We start from the raw sequence: 15,629 nt of genomic DNA on the forward strand, positions 1-15,629 counted from the left end.
CCTGACACTCTTAATTCTACCTAAAGGTGTATTCATTTAGGTACTTAATTCATGTAAATTAACATTACTTCATGAGTTGATAAGTAATTTTGGCACCAAAAAACAAAACAACTATTGTCATCTATCTTTAGATAGATTTTTATGGCACAATTATGATGATTTATGAAAAGATATCACTAGCGCTTATAATGTGTAAAATTTAGCTAAATATTTCTAAGGTAGTGGATTATTACTGTCTCTATGTAAATTACTTTCAATATACTCAAGTTCATTAAGGTAAGCAATGAACGTATTTAGCAGGTTGTGATGAGACTTGGAGTTAATGGCTACTGGGATAGGAACTGCTGTGAATGCTTCTGAGAATTTTTGGAGATGATCAGAGTTTTTTTAGAAGGGATTTTTTTAGAAGCGATCGCTCTGGTAAAATCACAAAGTCAAGTTAGAATAGAAGAAATTCTGGCTAAAAATTTTTACAGAGTATAGTATGTAAAATATACATGAGCAACAAAACATTTAGATGAGAACTCAAAAATGTTGGGTTTCATTACTCAACCCAACCTACGAATATATTTGGATTTTGAAGGGGATTTTTTTAACTTTCGTCTAGAGTAGCTATATAATTTAATTATATTAATAATATTACCAAATTAACTCACTATCTATGACCAGAAAAATATTAACTGGAATCAGTTCTACAGTTTACGAACACCCTTTTGATCGGAAAGCTTTGGCTTCTTTACAAAATATGCCCGGTATTTCTCCTTTACTGAAAAAAGTCAATGAATATGGTATTGATCGTTTACTGAGATTACAAAGTATTGCTAGTGAAATCAGAGTTACACCTCGGAATTTTCCTCAATTATATCAACCATTGTTAGAAGCTTGTCAAATTCTAGATGTGACGACTATTCCTGAACTGTATTTGTTTCGAGGCACAGGACATATTAAAACCTATATTATTGGCGTAGAAAAACCTATTATTGGGATTAATATTGAAGCAATGGAATGGTTAAACTATGATGAATTACTATTTATTTTTGGATACGAAATTGCTAGAATTAAAAGTCAACATATGATTTATCATCAAATATCAATTGTCATGCCGGCATTGAAAGTATGGTTAAGTAGTACCACATTAGGATTAGGAGGATTAATCGCTAGTGGTGTGGAATTAGCGTTATATAATTGGGTAATGATGGCAAAATTTACAGCAGACCGTGCAGGTTTATTAGCTTGTCAAAATATTGATGTTGCAACTACCGCATTAATGAAACTTGCGGGTTTACCAGAAGAGTATTTAACCCCTAATGTCATCGAAGATTTCCTGATTCAATCCCGCGAATTTACTGCTAATAGTGTTGATAATCTAGATCAAGTTACGAAAATATTAAGCTATTCAGAATCTCATCTTTCTTGGTTAGTGATGCGAACTGGTGAATTATTAAAATGGGTTGATTCGGGAGCATATAATCATTTAATTGAAGATGAAAATATGAACACACCCGAAACAGGAGAAATACCCGAAACAGGAGAAAAAGAAGGATGGAATTTTTTAAATTCTTGGTAATTTAACTGGGTATTGCTGTTATATCATGTCCGGTTGAACACTTATCATATCTGTTGAGGCTGGTAATGGGTAATTGGTAATTGGAAAAAGGCAATACAACGATGAACTATATCGTCAGTGATTAATCTGCTGCAAGTAGTTCATCTTGTTTATGGAGTTATCTCAAGCCAATTTTATACAAAACTGTACAAAATTATAAATTCATCAGTGTTCATCTGCGTTAATCTGCGGTTAATTATTCTTCAAATCTTCATCTAACCACAAATAGCACTCTAGAACACACAGGAAAGAACTAAACCAGAATAGATTTAAATTTGCTAACCTGGAAGTAGTACCAATATTGCTGATGGTAGTGTGGTTCTCTATGAAAACGTTTATTTGAGCAAGAATTATGACAGAATTTAATTCTCATACCCTGCGTTCCTATACTCAAGAGGATGTACAGCAAATCCTACAATTAGCGATTTCTCGTCAAGTCAATGAAAATAATCAAGAATTTTCCTATCAACAGATATTGGAAATTGCTAAAGAGTTACAAATATCACCTGATAATCTCCAACAAGCGGAACGAGATTGGTTGGTTAAACAAAGCGAAGTCGAACAGCGTCAAGCTTTTAATCTTTATCGTCGCAGTAAATTGAAAAAACGTCTCGGAAATTACGCAATTATTAACATTTTTTTCCTAGCCATGGATTCCCTAAGTGGCGGTATTTCTTGGTCAGTTTATATCTTAGTCGCTTCTGCATTAGCCATATCTTTAGATATTTGGAATACTTTTCAAACTAAAGGTGAAGATTACGAAATCGCTTTTCAAAGATGGAATCGCAACCATCAAATTAAACAAACAATTAATACAGTTTTAAATAAGTGGTTTAAGGTATTTAGCCCTTAAACCTGAGAACAGTTAAGTATCTATTTTTCCTGTTTCCTGTGATAGTTAGCTGCTAGAACCGGAGGCGGCTAATTCTGCTAACCGTTCTTGTTGGTCTTGAGATATACAAGACTGTATCACGGTTTCTATATCACCCTCCAAGACAGGATTAAGGCCAAAATTTTGACCTAAACGGTGGTCAGTCACCCGATTATCTTTATAATTGTAGGTACGAATCTTTTCCGAACGAGAACCTGTACCTACTTGGGATCTCCGCATGGAAGTTACAGCATCCTGTTGTTCTCGCAGTTTTAATTCATACAATTTAGCCCGGAGAATTTGCATCGCCCGTTCTTTATTCTGTAACTGACTACGTTCTTCTGTACAGAAAATACGAATACCTGTAGGTTTGTGAAATAAGTCAGCGGCTGTTTCCACCTTATTCACGTTTTGTCCACCCGCACCACCAGAACGGGCTGTACTCATTTCAATATCTTTCGGATCAATATGGACTTCCACTTCATCCACTTCCGGCATAATCGCTATAGTAGCGGTAGAAGTGTGAACCCTTCCCCCAGATTCCGTTGCTGGTACGCGCTGTACACGATGTACACCAGATTCAAACTTGAGTTTACTATAAACACTATCACCTTGAATTTCTAGAATTACCTCTTTATAACCGCCCATTTCCCCAAAGGACTCGCTGACTAACTTCACCTTCCAACCTTGGGTATCAGCATACCGGGAATACATTCGCATCAAATCTCCTGCCCAGATACTTGCTTCGTCACCACCCGTACCAGCGCGGATTTCCAACATAATGTTTTTATCATCGTTGGGGTCACGGGGTAACAGCAATACCTTTAAGCGACTTTCTAAATATTCTAGCTTTTCTTCTAGTTCGCTAACTTCCAATGCGGCCATTTCATGCAACTCTGGGTCACTATTAGACTCTTTGAGTATTTGACGGGACCCTACCAATTCATCCTGGGCTGTTTTCCAAGTTTCATAGGTATTAACTACCTCTTCCAAAGAAGAACGAGACTTAGCAATTTTTTGATACTCATCAGGATTACTAGCGGTATCAGGATCAGCTAAACGGCGTGTTAATTCATTAAAGGTTTGTTCAACGGATTTAAGTTTCTCCAGTAAGTATAATTCTGCCATGATGACTATAAATGCTCCTAAAAAATAACAAGTTGGCTCAAGCATAAAATGAGAAGCGACCCAGCGCTGTGCGGGGTCGTCTATGGCTTCCGCCATGCACTCGCTTAAACAGCTATAGCCAACCCGCTACTTTTGATTATCGTCACCAGTTTGAGCGCTGGACATACCATATTTACGGAGAAAGCGTTCTACACGGCCTTCAGTATCAATCATTTTCTGAGTACCAGTGTAAAAGGGGTGATTTCCAGACCAAACATCTACGTGGAGTTCAGGCTTAGTAGAGCCAATGGTCATAACTACTTGACCATTACAGTAGACTTTAGCGTCTGGATACCATTGAGGGTGAATATCAGGTTTAGCCATTGTTTTTTGTCTTGTGAATCTATATAAATTTTGACACTTTAGATTTTAGATTGTGAGATAAATCCCAGGACTTAGACTATGCCTTGCTATTATATATCTCTATTATCCCCTCATAGACAATATATATTGCTGCGCTGGTGGAGAAAAACCCCAAATCCAAAATCCAAAAGTGATTAACGTTTGGAGTATTGAGGTGCTTTGCGGGCTTTATGTAAACCGTATTTCTTCCGTTCTTTAGCTCGTGGGTCACGAGTTAAATACCCTTCTGTTTTCAGAGGTGAACGGTTATCCGGGTCAAGCTCACATAAAGCACGGGCTACTCCTAGACGGATAGAATCAGCTTGTCCAGTTAAGCCACCACCTTCAGCTTTAACAACGATGTCGTATTCATTTTCCAACCCCAATGTTTCTAAAGGTGCTTTAATAGCTCCTAAATAGTTCTGATTGAATTGGAAATACAATTCTCCATCCTTACCATTAACAGTCATTTTACCCGCACCAGGAACTAGACGAACTCTGGCGACTGATGATTTACGACGACCAGTACCCCAGTAAACGGCGCGACCGCTATTAACTTCTGCTACCTGCATTAATTTTCTCCAGGAATTGTACTAATGGTGATTTCTTTAGGTTGTTGTGCTGCATGAGGGTGGGTAGGTCCGGCATAGACTTTTAGTTTGGTAAATAATTGTTTGCCCAAACTGTTTTTAGGTAACATACCCTTAATGGCGTGTTCGAGGATTCTTTCTGGTAAGCGCTGTTGCAACTTAGCGAAGGTTTCTGTTTTCATGCCACCGGGACGGCCAGAATGACGACGGTAAAGTTTTTGGGTGCGCTTTTTACCTGTAACTGCTACTTTCTCAGCATTGATAATAATCACAAAATCCCCTGTATCTAAATGGGGAGTATATTCGGCTTTTTTCTTCCCTCTGAGAATCATAGCGACTTCGCTGGCTAGTCTTCCCAGACGCTTATCTGTAGCGTCTACTAAGTACCAATCACGCTCAAGAGATGCTTGAGGGGGAAGGTAGGTTTTACTACTCATTTTTTGTCCTTTGTCCTTTGTCAGTTGTCAGTTGTCATTATTCATGACTAAGTATGGTTGGGTGTCATACCATATTTTTGGTGGAAAGGGAAAATCGGGATAACCGACTCTCAATAAGCATAGTCCGTGAGCGGGTGCAGAATATTTCACTTCTTCTCGCCGTTCTTGTTGCCAAATTTCGGTGAAATTCTCTACTGTCCGTTGTCTAGAACCTACTTCTACTATCATGCCTATTAACAGCCTTACCATGCCATATAAAAATCCATTCGCTTGAATTTCAATATGGATAAAGGATTCGCTACGACGACATTCTACTGCTTGTATTTCTACCCAGGAATGCGATCGCACCGACCCAGCCCGCTCAAAGGCAGATAAATGGTGTTTTCCCAGCAGTGGTTGGAGGGCAGATGTCATTAAGGATTCATCTAAGGCTGCATAATAATAATGCCAACTGAAGGGTTTTACGAATAAATTCGGTAATTCTTCGGTGTATATCGTGTAGCGATATCGTCGGTAAACTGCGCTAAAACGAGCGTGCCAACTTTCACTTACAGCTGCTGATGCCCTAATCAATACATCCGGGGGCAAATAGCTGTTAATAACTTTTGCCCACTTATGTGCGGGAATTAAACCTGTAGCTTGAAAATGAGCGACTTGAGCGGCGGCATGGACTCCAGAATCAGTTCTACCTGCGCCGTGGAGTGCTACATGATACCCTAAAACAGTAGCTATAGCTGTTTCTATCTCTTCTTGGACAGTGCGCTGTCCTTTTTGTCTTTGCCAGCCGTGAAAATGAGTACCTAGATACTGAATAACTAAGGCTACTCGCTGAGTGGGATAATGCTGGCGGCTTTCTAACATAGTTGTTTGTCAGTTGTCAGTTGTCAGTTGTCAATTGTCAGTTGTCAGTGGTTTTTCTTGGCTACTGACTAATGACCAATGACCAATGACTAATAACCAATAACCTTAAACTAGTTCAATAATCGCCATTTGAGCATGATCACCGCGACGGGGTACGGTATGGAGAATACGAGTATAGCCTCCTTGACGGTTAGCATACCGAGTAGGAGCTTGCTCGAATAGTGCATGAACCAGGGTTTTGTCGTAGATATAACCTAAAGCTTCACGACGGGCTGCTAGAGAACCATCTTTTGCTAAAGTGATCATTTTATCTACCTTACTGCGGACAACTTTAGCTCTGATTAAAGTTGTAGTAATCCGACCATGGCGTACCAACTCTGTTGTCAAAGCTCTGAGGAGAGCGCGACGTTGGTCTGCTGGCTTACTAAGTTGTTTTACTCGGCAACGATGACGCATAATAATGCACTAATGAAGTTTTATTTATTGAGTTTTGCTTTAGCTACTTTTGGAGCTTCTTTCTGGAGCCAGGGTAATACCCAAGCGTCGCTGTAGAGCTTCTACTACTTCTTCTGCTGACTTTTGACCAAAGTTTTTGATTTCTAAAAGGTCTTCTTGGGTATAATCCAATAAGTCCGCTACAGAATTGACTTGGGCGCGTTTTAGACAGTTGTAAGCTCTTACAGACAACTGTAACTCTTCAATTGGGATTTGGGCTGTGGGGTCATCTGGGTAGTCTGAACCTATATCCGTTAGTTCTAGGGAGATATCTTTCAAAGGGTTGAATAAATCTACCAAAATACCGGCGGCTGATGATAGTGCCTCTTGGGGAGAGATGCTACCATTAGTCCATACCTCCAACAGGAGTCGGTCTTTCAAAGAACCATCGCCACGAGCTTCTTCCACACTATAGTTGACCTTCCGTACAGGCATAAACACTGAGTCAATTTGCAGAAAATCCAAAGATGTGGCTTCTTCTCTGCCTCGTTCTACAGTGCGATAACCTTTGCCTCTCTCAATGCGAAATTCCATTTCCAGTTTTCCACCTTCAGCGACGGTGGCGATATACTGGGTTGGGTCAATCACTTCTACTTCGCTAGGTAAGTCGAAATGTGCCACCGTTACCGTAGCAGGTCCATTCACGACTAAGCGACCAATTTGGGGTTGAGCGGAATAACTCTTGAGAATGACATCCTTCATTCGCATGAGAATTTCCAGTACATCTTCCCGTACACCCGGAACTGTTGCAAACTCATGAGTGACACCAGCAATTCTCACTGCTGTTACTGATGTTCCTTCTAAATTAGAAAGTAACACCCGTCGCAACGCATTACCAACAGTTGTTCCTTGTCCTCGCTCTAGAGGTTCGAGAACAAACTTGCTGTAATAGCTCCGACTTTCCTCAGCATTAGATTCTACACATTCAATTTGAAACTGCGCCATGGAGTAGCCTCCCTTTTTAAGGTGCTGCTAGAAGGTAAATTAATTGCCTCGTTTTCCAGTTGACAATTGACGGTTGGCAATTATCGCCTAAATTTGATATCTTAATTTAGCCTACAGGTATTGTTTTTGGTTTCCACAAAGTTGATCAACCTGGGGGAAAAGCTGATTATCGCTTTTTGACGCGAACTTATTTACCCCATGGGTCTAAATTGCATAGGTACTCCCTTGGGGAAAATAGTTCAAAATTACCAGCCATACAGGGTATTGCTGATTATTTTCCCGAGCTTCAACCTACAGGCTTTCGTGCCAAAATAGTTTTGTTTAAACTCGACGGCGCTTGGGTGGACGGCAACCGTTGTGGGGAATTGGGGTAATATCCCGAATGAGTGTAATTTCCAGTCCTGCACCTTGGAGCGCCCGAATAGCAGTTTCTCTGCCGGCACCAGGTCCACTAACCATAACTTCGATTTGCCGCATTCCTTGGTCTGTGGCTCGTCTAGCCGCGCTTTCAGCAGCGGTTTGTGCCGCAAAGGGAGTTCCTTTTTTTGCCCCTTTAAATCCACTAGAACCAGCACTTGCCCAGGAGATGACATCTCCTTTTTGATCGGTAATCGTGACAATGCTATTGTTGAAAGTAGATTGAATGTAGGCAATGCCGTTGGGAACGTTCCGTTTCTGTTTTTTGCTCCCGGTTTTTTTGGTTGGTTGTCTGGCCATATTTGTTGAGTAAATTTAAGGTACAACTTGCCCATAGCCGCAAGTTCAGAAAAATTATTTACCAGGAGCTTTTTTCTTCCCAGCAACTGTCTGTCTTCTACCACGTCTGGTTCTGGCGTTGGTCCGAGTTCTTTGTCCCCGTACAGGTAAGCCCATGCGGTGTCTACGACCTCTGTAACAGCCGATATCAACTAGACGCTTAATATTTAGCCCTTCTAAACGACGTAAATCCCCTTCAACTTGATAGTTGCTTTCGATTTCGCCTCTGAGGGCTGTGACATCAGCATCACTTAGGTCTTTGACGCGGGTATCTGGATTTACACCAGTAGCCGCGAGAATTTGATGTGATCTAGTTAAACCAATTCCGTAAATGTATGTTAGACCGATTTCAACGCGCTTATCGCGGGGAAGGTCTACTCCGGCAATGCGTGCCACAATGAATTTCTCCCTATTGTTTTCGTAATTGCAGTTAGTAAAACGTGATCTGGCCTCAAGCCTTTAGTCCCGTTTTCAACTTTGATAGATTTGGATCTATCCCTGACGTTGTTTGTGTTTGGGATTTTCACAAATCACCATAACGCGACCACGACGCTTGATCACGCTACATTTCTCACAAATCTTCTTAACTGAGGCTCTGACTTTCATGCCTTTTAAATTTGACTCCAAATAGTAGATTATAGCATTTCTAGAAGAAATATTTCAGTTATGTAACTAGAAAAAGACCAATTGATTTATGGTAGAATTCTCGACATAGATTTATTTCTTCCGCAGACGATAGGTGATTCTACCTTTGGTTAAGTCGTAGGGCGTTAATTCAACTTTGACGCGATCGCCAGGTAAGATCTTAATGTAATTACGGCGAATTTTCCCAGAAATGTGTGCTAGGACATTAAAGCCGTTATCTAAGTCAACACGAAACATTGCATTAGGCAAAGATTCGGTGACAGTCCCTTCCATTTCAATTAGATCTTGCTTAGACAAGTTTTTTCCTCAACTCAACAATCTCCTATTGTTCTTGTAGCATGGGCATAGAGAACACAGTTAGAGAAAAATATCAACAGGTTTATTAATATATCTTAGCTAAAATTGACTTGCGCCTGGCTTGGAAGATAGGGGAGAGATAATAGGCTAAAAAAATTGGGTTTTTTATCGCTACCGCTCCAGCCCCTGATTGCCTCTAAGCAGCTATGATATTCTTCAAGGCAGAAAAAACTTCTTCTTGGGACTGATTACCGTTGACGGTGAGGATTTTTTCCCGCTGGCTGTAGTAATTAATCAAGGGTGCAGTATCATCACGATAAACCTCTAGGCGGCGACGAATCACCTCCTGAGTATCATCTTTGCGTCCGCGTCCGAGTAAGCGACCCACAACAATTTCATCTGGTGCATCCAGATTGACTACTTTTTCACCACCCTGTCCTAAATTTTCGAGTAATTTGGCCAAAAACTCTGCCTGTGTAACTTTACGGGGAAAGCCGTCTAAAATCCAACCTGATTTAGTATCTGATTTTTTCAGACGTTCCTCAACCATATCTTCTACTAATTTATCGGGGACTAATTCGCCTTTATCCATATAAGCTTGGGCTTGGATACCCAAATCTGTTTTCTCCTGAATAGCTTGGCGTAAAATGTCACCTGTAGAAATATGGGGAATCTGTAAAAATTCAGCCAAGATTTTAGCTTGAGTTCCTTTACCTGCTCCCGGTGGTCCCAAGAAGATTAATCGCGTCACTATTGTTTCACCATTCCTTCATATCGCTGAGATATAACATAAGTTTGAATTTGTTTAGCAGTATCAATTGCCACGCCGACCAAGATTAACAAAGATGTTGCACCTAGCCCCTTAAAAGTTGGTACTTTCAAAGCACTTTCCACTGCGGTAGGAATAATTGCCACCAAACCCAAAAAGATAGCACCTAAAAAAGTGAGGCGATTTGTCACCCGTTCAATATACTCACTAGTAGCCTTACCGGGACGAATACCGGGAATGCTAGAACCCATTTTTTTCAAATTCTGAGCCACATCTACAGGGTTGAGAATCAACGAAGAGTAGAAGTAACTAAAGAAAACAATGGAAATTAAGTAAACGAGGGCATATACCCAAGGTGCAGAACCACCAGGACTCAGGTAAGTATTAACAATGTTTGCTAATTCGGGATTTTTAGTAAAATTGGCGATTAAAAGCGGCAAACTTAGGATTGCTGCTGCGAAAATAATTGGCATTACCCCCCCAGAATTAAGACGTAGGGGTAAATAACTGCGCTGTTCTGCTAAAACCTTTCTACCCACTTGACGACGGGCAGAAATAATAGGGATGCGGCGCATACCCTCTTGTACGAACACAATACCCACAATAGTGAGCATAAAAACTAGTACAAGAACAATGACACGGCCGACAATTTCCCGTCCACCCACCTGTACCAAGTCAATGGTATCACCGAGAGCCTTGGGTAAAGAAGCAACAATGTTGACAAAAATCAGCAAAGATGCACCATTACCAATACCCCGTTCCGTAATTAGTTCTGATGCCCACATCACGAACATTGAACCAGCAGTGAGAGCAATTGCCGTTTCTGCCACAAATATCGGACCTGGGTTGAGGGCGAATTGTTGGAGGAATAATGCCGAAAAAGCCACACTTTGAATAATTGCCCAACCTACAGTCACATAGCGGGTAATTTGTGATATTTTCCGCCGACCTGCTTCCCCTTCATTTTTCTGTAAATTTTCTAAAGAGGGCAGAGCGGCGGTGAGCAATTGGATGATAATGGAAGCATTAATAAAGGGCAAAATCCCCAAAGCAAAGACCCCCAAAGTAGAGAGTCCTCGTCCAGAGAATATATCCAACAAGCCGAAGATGGAATTATTGCCCGATATAGCTTCAGCAAACTTAGGTCTATCAATTCCTGGTACAGGTAAAAAGATGCCCAGACGAACTAAAATTAAAATACCTACGGTAACAAGCAGCCTACCTCTCAGTCCGGCTGCTTGCGCCATTTGCATAAAAGTTTCTTGAGCCGTTGGGGCTTTGTCTCGACTGATCATAGAGTTTTACCTTTTAAGTATGAGGTGTGAAGTATGAGGTGTGAAGTATGAGGTGTTTGATCTTTTGTACTTCATCCCACATCCTTCATCTTTTATGCAGCTGTGGCTTTACGCCACGATACGCTATCACAACTCCCACCAGCAGCTTCAATTTTGGTACGAGCTTGGCCTGTGAAAGCAGCGGCTTTTACCTGGAGAGGAACATTTAATTCCCCATTTCCCAAAATTTTCAATGGACCCTTAGCAGCGGTTAAAATACCAGCCTCTTTTAAAGATTCCAGAGTTACTTCTGAGTTAGCAGGTAAACCATTTAACTTCTCTACATTAATGATCGTGTAAGTCTTCCGATTAACGAGAGGGAATCCCTTGAGTTTAGGTATCCGGCGGTACAATGGCTGTTGACCACCTTCAAAACCTGGTCTTGTGCCACTCCCAGAACGGGATTTTTGACCACGCATCCCTAGACCAGCACTAGCGCCTTGTCCAGCAGAAATACCTCTACCTACGCGCTTACGGCGTTTTTTCGAGCCTTTTTGAGGCTTAACATCGTTCAGTCTCATTGTGATTGGGGATTTTAGATTTGAGATTTGAGATTGAGAATCTGATACAAAGGGCGACTAAATATAGAGTTTCTCAATGGCGATACCGCGATCTTCAGCAACTTCACTTAATGTCCGCAGGGTAGATAGAGCGTTAACTGCGGCTCTAGCGTTGTTCAAGGGATTGTTTGAACCTAATTGTTTAGCCAGAATATTACGTATTCCTGCTAACTCCAATACAGTCCGTACAGCACCCCCGGCAATTACGCCTGTACCTGGTGCGGCTGGACGCATCATGACTTTAGCTCCACCACCAATACCATCAATGGGGTGAGGAATAGAATTGGATTTAGTGATCGGGATGTCAATTAGATGTTTTTTACCATCAGCGACACCCTTTTTCACTGCACCAATTACATCTGAGGCCTTGCCAACTCCGACTCCAACTTGTCCACGTTCATTACCGACGACGACAATGGCGCGGAAGCTAAGTTTTTTACCACCTTTGACGACTTTACTCACCCGGCGGATTTGGATAACTCGCTCTTGCCAGTTGGTTTCTTCTTTTTTCGCACGGCTTGCTTTACGACGACCGGTTACCATAATCAATGTTCTCTTTTAGTTGTCAGTTGTCAGTTGTCAGTTGTCAGTTGCTACTGACTACTGACGGACTTAGAAATCTAAACCAGCCTCGCGTGCCGCCTCGGCTAGGGCTTTAATGCGACCATGATAGAGGTTGCCACCCCGGTCAAAAACGACCTTAGTGATGCCTTTCTCTAGGGCGCGTACGGCTACTAATTTACCAACTTGCACTGATGCTTCACAATTAGCACCAGAAGCGATATTGGATTTTAATTCTGGTTCTACGGTTGATGCCGCTACTATAGTTTCTTGTTTGGTATCATCAATCACCTGAGCGTAAATATGCTCATTAGATCGGAATATAGCCAGACGGGGACGTTCGGCCGAACCGTTAACCTTACCACGAACGCGCCGATGACGACGCTGTTTTGATTCTCTACGAGTAAGTTTCATATTTACTTCTTACCACCCTTACCAGTCTTACCAGCTTTGCGTCTGACCACTTCACCGGCATAGCGAATACCTTTGCCTTTATAGGGTTCAGGTGGACGAACGGCGCGAATTTTCGCGGCTGTGTTGCCGACAATTTCCTTGTCATAGCCACTGACTATGACATTAGTAGTACCTTCTACCGCAAATTGAATTCCCTCTGGTGGTTCAATTTGGACTTGATGGCTATAACCCATGTTTAAAACTAGGTTACGCCCTTGAATTTGAGCGCGATAACCGACCCCTTGGATTTCCAAGCGACGTTGAAAACCCTGGGATACTCCCTCTACCATGTTGGCCACTAGGGTGCGGCTCAAACCGTGCATTTGTCTAGAGGTCCGGGTTTCATCACGACGGGTAACTAGCAATGTTTCTCCTTCTTGGGAGACGATGACATTGTTAGGTAGTTGTCGGGAAAGTTCACCTTTAGGACCCTTTACCACTACTTTGACACCATCAATCGCCACTTGAACTTTGGCGGGGACGGTAATTGGACGTTTACCAATACGAGACATGATTTTTTGTTCTTTGTCTATTGTCAGTTGTTAGTTGTCACTTGTCAGTTGTTCGTTGTTTTGCCACTGACCAATGACCAATGACCAATGACGATTACCAAACGTGGCAAAGCACTTCACCGCCTAGATTTTGGCGGCGTGCTTCGCGGTCAGTCATAATCCCACTGGATGTAGAAATAATGGCAATACCGATACCGCCTAGCACTCTTGGTAATTCTTTTTTGTTGGAGTAAACTCGTAAACCGGGTTTACTGACTCGCTTGAGGGCAGTAATTAATGGTTGGCGATTTTTACCTTTGTATTTCAGGGAAATAACTAGGTTACGCTTTACCCCTTCTCCTGCTTCTTCAACTTCCGCAATAAAGCCTTCTTCCCGCAATACCTTGGCAATACTCCGAGTCATCTTTGTAGCTGGTACTTGCGTAGTTTGATGTTTTGCCATATTGGCATTGCGGATGCGCGTTAGCATATCTGCAATTGTGTCGTTAGCCGCCATCGTTCCCTCTTTAGATGAACTTATTGATCACGAAAGGGCATTCCCATTTCCTTTAATAAGGCGCGGCCCTCTTCGTCGGTTTTTGCCGTGGTGATAATAGAAATATCTAAACCTCGGACTTGGTCAATTTTGTCGTATTCCACTTCTGGAAAAATTAGCTGTTCGCGCACACCTAGAGTGTAGTTACCACGGCCGTCAAAGCTTTTGGGGCTGACACCGCGAAAGTCTCTAATTCTAGGTAGTGTGAGGTTAATCAGACGATCTAAGAAGGCGTACATCCGTTCGCCTCTGAGTGTCACCATAATCCCCACGGGCATACCTTGACGAATTTTAAAGCCTGCGATCGCTTTCTTTGCCCGTGTTACTACGGGTTTTTGTCCAGTAATCAGGGCAATTTCGCTGAGGGATGCCTCTAGTGATTTAGCGTTTTGAGCAGCTTCTCCCAAACCTCTATTTACAGTTATCTTAGTCACCTTTGGCACTTGATGTACATTGGTGTATTGAAACTGACTAATCAACTTGGGAGTAATTGTCTCTTGATATACGGTTTTGAGTCTTGTGGTTGCCATAGTGTTTGTCCTTATATTCCCTGGGCTTGGTCAGGGAAAGTTCTTTGTCAGTTGTCAGTTGTCAGTTGTCAGTTGTTGTTTACTAATGACGAATGACTAATAACTAATAACTATTTATCAAGAATCTCACCTGTTTTTTTGAGCATTCTCACTTTCTTACCCTCGGCGGTGAAAGTGTAGCAGACGCGACTGGCAACATTTTGTTTGGTAGAATAGAGCATCACATTAGAGCTATGAATGGGGTACTCAGTCGTGACTATTTGCCCTGATTCCCCTTCTTGCTGGGGTTTCACGTGCTTAGTTTTTATGTTGACACCTTTGACAAGAACTTTGCTCAGTTGTGGTAGTGCTTTAATCACTTCACCAACTTTACCTTTGTCTTTGCCGGCGATGACTTGCACAGTGTCACCAGTTTTGACGTGCATTTTATAAAAAACTTTGGGTTGTGGCTGCTTTGCCATTACAGCACCTCCGGAGCGAGAGAAACAATTTTAGTGAAGTTTTTATCGCGCAGTTCTCTAGCCACCGGACCAAATACCCGTGTTCCTCTAGGATTACCTTCTTTGTTGATAATCACTGCCGCGTTATCATCGAAACGGATGGTCATGCCACTGTCCCGATTAATAGCCTTGCGTGTACGTACAATTACTGCTTCTACAACATCAGACTTTTTCACAGCCATGTTGGGTGAAGACTCTTTAACAACGGCGATAATTCTATCACCTACGCCACCATAACGGCGGTTACCTGCACCTAATACGCGGATGCACATTAGTTTCTTAGCACCGCTATTATCTGCGACATTCAGATAAGATTGGGGTTGAATCACAACTGGTCTCTCTTTTGGGGTTGTTGTATTTTATAACACAACTGTTTACGCTTTAGCTTTGGTGTTCAGGATTTCCGTAACTTGCCAACGCTTAGTTTTGCTCAGGGGTCTAGTTTCTTGAATCCGCACCCGGTCGCCTATTTTGCACGTATTTTCTTCGTCGTGAACTTTATAGCGGCGGGTTTTAACTACGATTTTGCCGTACTTGGGGTGAGGAGCGCGGTTTTCTATGGCTACTACCACAGTTTTCTGCATTTTATCGCTCACTACCAAGCCAACTCGTTCTTTGACTGCCATAATCTTCTACTTTTGCTCTTGGTCTGAAAGACTTGCTGCCCGTTTCCGTTCTCCTTCTACTGTCAGCAATTGGGAGAGTCGGTGGCGTGCGTGTTTGAACTGGTGAGGCTTTTCTAGTTGTCTGGTGGCCTTTTGCAAGCGCAACTGGAATAGTTGTCTTTTAACGGCAACAATTTCCTCAGCCAGTCGTTCGTCATTTAGTTCTCTAGCTTCCGCAATTTTGGGAAGAGGCATAAC

The 15,629-nt window shown here is 42.0% G+C and carries 25 protein-coding genes; 2 read left to right on the forward strand and 23 right to left on the reverse strand.

Going from position 1 to position 15,629, the window contains the following annotated elements; genetic code table 11:
• Positions 1-661 precede the first annotated feature (661 nt).
• Together ACIR131C_RS0103030 and ACIR131C_RS0103035 are read left to right on the forward strand one after the other, a co-directional pair.
• Positions 662-1,567 (forward strand): M48 family metallopeptidase, encoded by a 906-nt coding sequence (locus tag ACIR131C_RS0103030; RefSeq protein ID WP_028089012.1) that lies wholly within the window; start codon positions 662-664, stop codon positions 1,565-1,567.
• A gap of 391 nt (positions 1,568-1,958) precedes the next feature.
• The gene (locus ACIR131C_RS0103035) at positions 1,959-2,459 is read left to right on the forward strand and encodes a 2TM domain-containing protein (protein WP_028089013.1); all 501 of its coding nucleotides are present in this window, start codon (positions 1,959-1,961) and stop codon (positions 2,457-2,459) included.
• Between the two features lie 45 nt (positions 2,460-2,504).
• On the opposite strand, the gene prfA is transcribed toward ACIR131C_RS0103035, so the two are convergent.
• The 23 genes from prfA to rpmC all read right to left on the reverse strand — a co-directional run bounded on the left by prfA (position 2,505) and on the right by rpmC (position 15,626).
• Positions 2,505-3,605 carry a peptide chain release factor 1 gene (gene prfA / locus ACIR131C_RS0103040; protein ID WP_028089014.1) on the reverse strand — a complete coding sequence of 367 codons (1,101 nt, stop codon included), beginning with the start codon at positions 3,603-3,605 and terminating at the stop codon, positions 2,505-2,507.
• A gap of 126 nt (positions 3,606-3,731) precedes the next feature.
• Positions 3,732-3,968: a 50S ribosomal protein L31 gene (gene rpmE, locus ACIR131C_RS0103045; protein WP_028089015.1), complete on the reverse strand. Its 237-nt coding sequence runs from the start codon at positions 3,966-3,968 to the stop codon at positions 3,732-3,734.
• A 173-nt stretch (positions 3,969-4,141) separates the two neighbouring features.
• Positions 4,142-4,558, reverse strand: a complete 417-nt coding sequence (rpsI, locus tag ACIR131C_RS0103050; RefSeq protein ID WP_028089016.1) for a 30S ribosomal protein S9 — start codon at positions 4,556-4,558, stop codon at positions 4,142-4,144.
• Positions 4,558-5,013, reverse strand: a complete 456-nt coding sequence (gene rplM, locus ACIR131C_RS24985; RefSeq protein WP_028089017.1) for a 50S ribosomal protein L13 — start codon at positions 5,011-5,013, stop codon at positions 4,558-4,560. The genes rpsI and rplM overlap by 1 nt, the downstream gene beginning before the upstream one ends.
• Before the next feature lie 27 nt (positions 5,014-5,040).
• A complete protein-coding gene (gene truA / locus ACIR131C_RS24990; protein WP_028089018.1) occupies positions 5,041-5,874 on the reverse strand; it encodes a tRNA pseudouridine(38-40) synthase TruA in 834 nt (277 codons plus the stop codon).
• 105 nt (positions 5,875-5,979) lie between these two features.
• Positions 5,980-6,330 (reverse strand): 50S ribosomal protein L17, encoded by a 351-nt coding sequence (rplQ, locus tag ACIR131C_RS0103065; RefSeq protein WP_028085239.1) that lies wholly within the window; start codon positions 6,328-6,330, stop codon positions 5,980-5,982.
• A 39-nt stretch (positions 6,331-6,369) separates the two neighbouring features.
• A complete protein-coding gene (locus tag ACIR131C_RS0103070) occupies positions 6,370-7,314 on the reverse strand; it encodes a DNA-directed RNA polymerase subunit alpha (protein ID WP_028085240.1) in 945 nt (314 codons plus the stop codon).
• A 321-nt stretch (positions 7,315-7,635) separates the two neighbouring features.
• A complete protein-coding gene (gene rpsK / locus ACIR131C_RS0103075; RefSeq protein WP_028089019.1) occupies positions 7,636-8,031 on the reverse strand; it encodes a 30S ribosomal protein S11 in 396 nt (131 codons plus the stop codon).
• A gap of 54 nt (positions 8,032-8,085) precedes the next feature.
• Complete coding sequence (gene rpsM / locus ACIR131C_RS0103080; protein WP_028089020.1) at positions 8,086-8,466, reverse strand: 30S ribosomal protein S13; 381 nt, start codon at positions 8,464-8,466, stop codon at positions 8,086-8,088.
• A 96-nt stretch (positions 8,467-8,562) separates the two neighbouring features.
• A complete protein-coding gene (gene rpmJ, locus ACIR131C_RS24255; RefSeq protein WP_015079193.1) occupies positions 8,563-8,676 on the reverse strand; it encodes a 50S ribosomal protein L36 in 114 nt (37 codons plus the stop codon).
• A gap of 111 nt (positions 8,677-8,787) precedes the next feature.
• Positions 8,788-9,012: a translation initiation factor IF-1 gene (gene infA, locus ACIR131C_RS0103085; protein ID WP_006276978.1), complete on the reverse strand. Its 225-nt coding sequence runs from the start codon at positions 9,010-9,012 to the stop codon at positions 8,788-8,790.
• A 196-nt stretch (positions 9,013-9,208) separates the two neighbouring features.
• Positions 9,209-9,763, reverse strand: a complete 555-nt coding sequence (locus tag ACIR131C_RS0103090) for an adenylate kinase (protein ID WP_028089021.1) — start codon at positions 9,761-9,763, stop codon at positions 9,209-9,211.
• Positions 9,763-11,076, reverse strand: a complete 1,314-nt coding sequence (secY, locus tag ACIR131C_RS0103095) for a preprotein translocase subunit SecY (protein WP_028089022.1) — start codon at positions 11,074-11,076, stop codon at positions 9,763-9,765. The genes ACIR131C_RS0103090 and secY overlap by 1 nt, the downstream gene beginning before the upstream one ends.
• A 92-nt stretch (positions 11,077-11,168) precedes the next feature.
• Positions 11,169-11,636, reverse strand: coding sequence for a 50S ribosomal protein L15 (gene rplO, locus ACIR131C_RS0103100; RefSeq protein ID WP_028089023.1), 468 nt, complete (start codon positions 11,634-11,636; stop codon positions 11,169-11,171).
• Between the two features lie 57 nt (positions 11,637-11,693).
• Positions 11,694-12,218 (reverse strand): 30S ribosomal protein S5, encoded by a 525-nt coding sequence (gene rpsE / locus ACIR131C_RS0103105; RefSeq protein ID WP_028089024.1) that lies wholly within the window; start codon positions 12,216-12,218, stop codon positions 11,694-11,696.
• Positions 12,219-12,287: 69 nt separating this feature from the next.
• The gene (gene rplR, locus ACIR131C_RS0103110; protein ID WP_028089025.1) at positions 12,288-12,650 is read right to left on the reverse strand and encodes a 50S ribosomal protein L18; all 363 of its coding nucleotides are present in this window, start codon (positions 12,648-12,650) and stop codon (positions 12,288-12,290) included.
• A 2-nt stretch (positions 12,651-12,652) separates the two neighbouring features.
• On the reverse strand, positions 12,653-13,201 hold the full coding sequence (rplF, locus tag ACIR131C_RS0103115) for a 50S ribosomal protein L6 (RefSeq protein WP_028085247.1): 549 nt from the start codon (positions 13,199-13,201) through the stop codon (positions 12,653-12,655).
• 94 nt (positions 13,202-13,295) lie between these two features.
• The gene (gene rpsH, locus ACIR131C_RS0103120) at positions 13,296-13,697 is read right to left on the reverse strand and encodes a 30S ribosomal protein S8 (protein ID WP_028085248.1); all 402 of its coding nucleotides are present in this window, start codon (positions 13,695-13,697) and stop codon (positions 13,296-13,298) included.
• A 20-nt stretch (positions 13,698-13,717) separates the two neighbouring features.
• Positions 13,718-14,266 (reverse strand): 50S ribosomal protein L5, encoded by a 549-nt coding sequence (gene rplE, locus ACIR131C_RS0103125; RefSeq protein WP_028085249.1) that lies wholly within the window; start codon positions 14,264-14,266, stop codon positions 13,718-13,720.
• A gap of 110 nt (positions 14,267-14,376) precedes the next feature.
• Entirely contained in the window at positions 14,377-14,727 is a 351-nt protein-coding gene (gene rplX, locus ACIR131C_RS0103130) for a 50S ribosomal protein L24 (protein ID WP_028089026.1), read from the reverse strand.
• Positions 14,727-15,095 carry a 50S ribosomal protein L14 gene (gene rplN, locus ACIR131C_RS0103135; protein WP_028085251.1) on the reverse strand — a complete coding sequence of 123 codons (369 nt, stop codon included), beginning with the start codon at positions 15,093-15,095 and terminating at the stop codon, positions 14,727-14,729. Before rplN ends, rplX begins: the two co-directional genes overlap by 1 nt.
• Before the next feature lie 45 nt (positions 15,096-15,140).
• On the reverse strand, positions 15,141-15,392 hold the full coding sequence (rpsQ, locus tag ACIR131C_RS24995; protein WP_028085252.1) for a 30S ribosomal protein S17: 252 nt from the start codon (positions 15,390-15,392) through the stop codon (positions 15,141-15,143).
• A 6-nt stretch (positions 15,393-15,398) separates the two neighbouring features.
• On the reverse strand, positions 15,399-15,626 hold the full coding sequence (gene rpmC / locus ACIR131C_RS25000; RefSeq protein WP_027402099.1) for a 50S ribosomal protein L29: 228 nt from the start codon (positions 15,624-15,626) through the stop codon (positions 15,399-15,401).
• Positions 15,627-15,629 lie beyond the last annotated feature (3 nt).

The organism is Dolichospermum circinale AWQC131C (assembly GCF_000426905.1).
In the GTDB taxonomy this organism is placed as follows: domain Bacteria; phylum Cyanobacteriota; class Cyanobacteriia; order Cyanobacteriales; family Nostocaceae; genus Dolichospermum; species Dolichospermum circinale.